Consider the following 1,994-nt stretch of genomic DNA (forward strand, 5'->3'; position numbering starts at 1 on the left):
TCATTCTCCTTTAAAAACTGATGCGCTATACTTTTCCCAAGTTCGCAATCCCCCGAGAATTTCTGCTAGAGACATCAATACCCTCAAACGGATATACCAACAGCCAACTCGCTTGGGATGGCCTTTGATTAAGATAAAAGGTAAAAGGTAAAAGGCTTGCATCCATAGGACAAGCCCCAGCTAATATCAAGTCAGGTTGAATACCCATAATTAGAGGGAGGGTGGGACCCACCCCTAACCCCCTCACAAGGGTAGGTTTTTTACAAAGGGGGGAGTAAGGACTCACGGATCAGCTATAGAGTAGATCAAGCAGCAACTGTGTATGACGTTTGAGGGATGAAGCTGAATCGACATTTGAAACAATGGAAAAAAATAGTCAGCCTCCGGTTTCCCAAACTGAGTTTACCTCAAGTATCAGGACTGGCAAGCTGGAGTTTTGGAATGGTAATGACTAGATCAAGTAGTTTGACGAAAGTATCGAGTTTGATTGCCAAAATTAACCAAGAAAAAGAAAACACAGTTCGCCAAAGACTGAAAGAGTGGTATCTCGAAGCGGAAGCGAAATCGGGAAAAAAGCGAGCAGAGATCGTGGTCATTGACTGCTTTGCGGATTTATTGAAATGGATAATTGATTTATGGCCATCGGAGTGTAAGCAGCTAGCACTAGCCCTAGATGCGACCACATTAAAACAGAATTTTACGGTGTTATCGATCCATGTTCTGTACCGTGGCTGTGGGATTCCGATCGCTTGGAAGGTGGTCAAAGCTACTCAAAAAGGGAGTTGGCGGCCTCATTGGCAGCAACTATTTCAATCTCTAGTTGATGTAGTACCAACACAAATGGAAGTAATTGTCTTTGCCGATCGAGGGCTATATGCTGATTGGTTGTATAAGTTAATTAGGGAATTACATTGGCATCCCTTTTTGCGCATCAACCATCAAGGGCAATTTCGCTGTGAGTCGGAATTCGTATGGAAATCTTTAGCTTCAATTTTACCTCATCCCGGCACCAGTTTCTCTGCTAAAATCACCTGTTTTAAAACTAATCCGATTGAGTGTACTTTGTCTGCTCGATGGGATCATGGCTATCAAGACCCAAGGTTCACTCATTACTGATTTGAGTCCTACTCAGGGCGATGCGAGTTGGTATGGTCTTCGTGGTTGGATTGAATGTTCCTACCGAGACCTTAAAAGTGATGGTTGGCAGTGGCAGAAGACTCGCTTAACTAATCCCGAGCGAGCAGAACGTCAATGGCTGGCCATGGCTGTTGCTCTTCTATGGACTCTGAGTCAAGATCTAGAAGATGAGCAGGCATTATTGGAGTTACAACAGCCTATTCCTCAGACACAGATACAAGAAGCACAAAGAAAATCTGTATCCTCAACTAATGTCAATCATCGTGCTGTTCGTCAACTTTCCAGTTTCGTTAATGGTTTGTTAACAATACTGGAGCATTTACTCAATGATTTGCCTATTACTATCGGTTGTCTGAAACCTTGGCCTATTGGCCACGCTACGCGAACGATCTTCAAGACTTTTCACTCTTCATTCTCTCCTAACTCTTCTTAATTGTAAAAAACCTACCCCTGTGAGCACCCCACACCCCACACCCTACTCCCTACTCCCTACTCCCTCGTTAACGCTTCACAAAGAACCTGATCATACTGTTTAGCAATCACCTCAGGAGTAAAATTCTCTAATAAATACTCACGACCAGCCTGACCTAGGGACTTGACTAACGCCTGATTAGCGGCCAGAGAGCGGATATAGTCAGCCAGACCTTGGCTGTCTCCATTCACGAAGCTGGCACCGCACTTAGCCTTGGCGATCAGCTCAGTTAAGTATGCCTCCCGAGAGCAAATCACCATCACCGGAACCCCAGCCGCTAACGCAGAGTAGAGTTTGCTAGGAGCCACTAAGGTTTCCATACCAGGCATCACACTGACTAAGGAGAGATCGCAAGCGGTTAAGGAGTAGGGCAGCACCTCTTTGT

At 45.0% G+C, this 1,994-nt stretch carries 3 protein-coding genes and 1 pseudogene; 3 read left to right on the top strand and 1 reads right to left on the bottom strand.

All coding sequences use genetic code 11. From position 1 onward, the window contains the following. The 3 genes and pseudogenes from F6K49_RS44150 to F6K49_RS44160 form a co-directional block, all read left to right on the top strand. Positions 1 to 151, top strand: a pseudogene (locus F6K49_RS44150) (peptidase); the annotation flags it as partial. Positions 152 to 447: 296 nt separating this feature from the next. Then, entirely contained in the window at positions 448 to 1,116 is a 669-nt protein-coding gene (locus F6K49_RS44155) for a hypothetical protein (protein WP_293108228.1), read from the top strand. Continuing rightward, positions 1,082 to 1,570 carry a transposase gene (locus F6K49_RS44160; RefSeq protein ID WP_293108231.1) on the top strand — a complete coding sequence of 163 codons (489 nt, stop codon included), beginning with the start codon at positions 1,082 to 1,084 and terminating at the stop codon, positions 1,568 to 1,570. Before F6K49_RS44155 ends, F6K49_RS44160 begins: the two co-directional genes overlap by 35 nt. Before the next feature lie 56 nt (positions 1,571 to 1,626). Here the strand turns inward: F6K49_RS44160 and F6K49_RS44165 are convergent. Continuing rightward, positions 1,627 to 1,994 (bottom strand): glycosyltransferase (locus tag F6K49_RS44165; RefSeq protein WP_366514316.1); only part of this gene is annotated, 368 nt, incomplete at its 5' end.

The sequence above is a fragment of the Moorena sp. SIO3I6 genome (assembly GCF_010672095.1).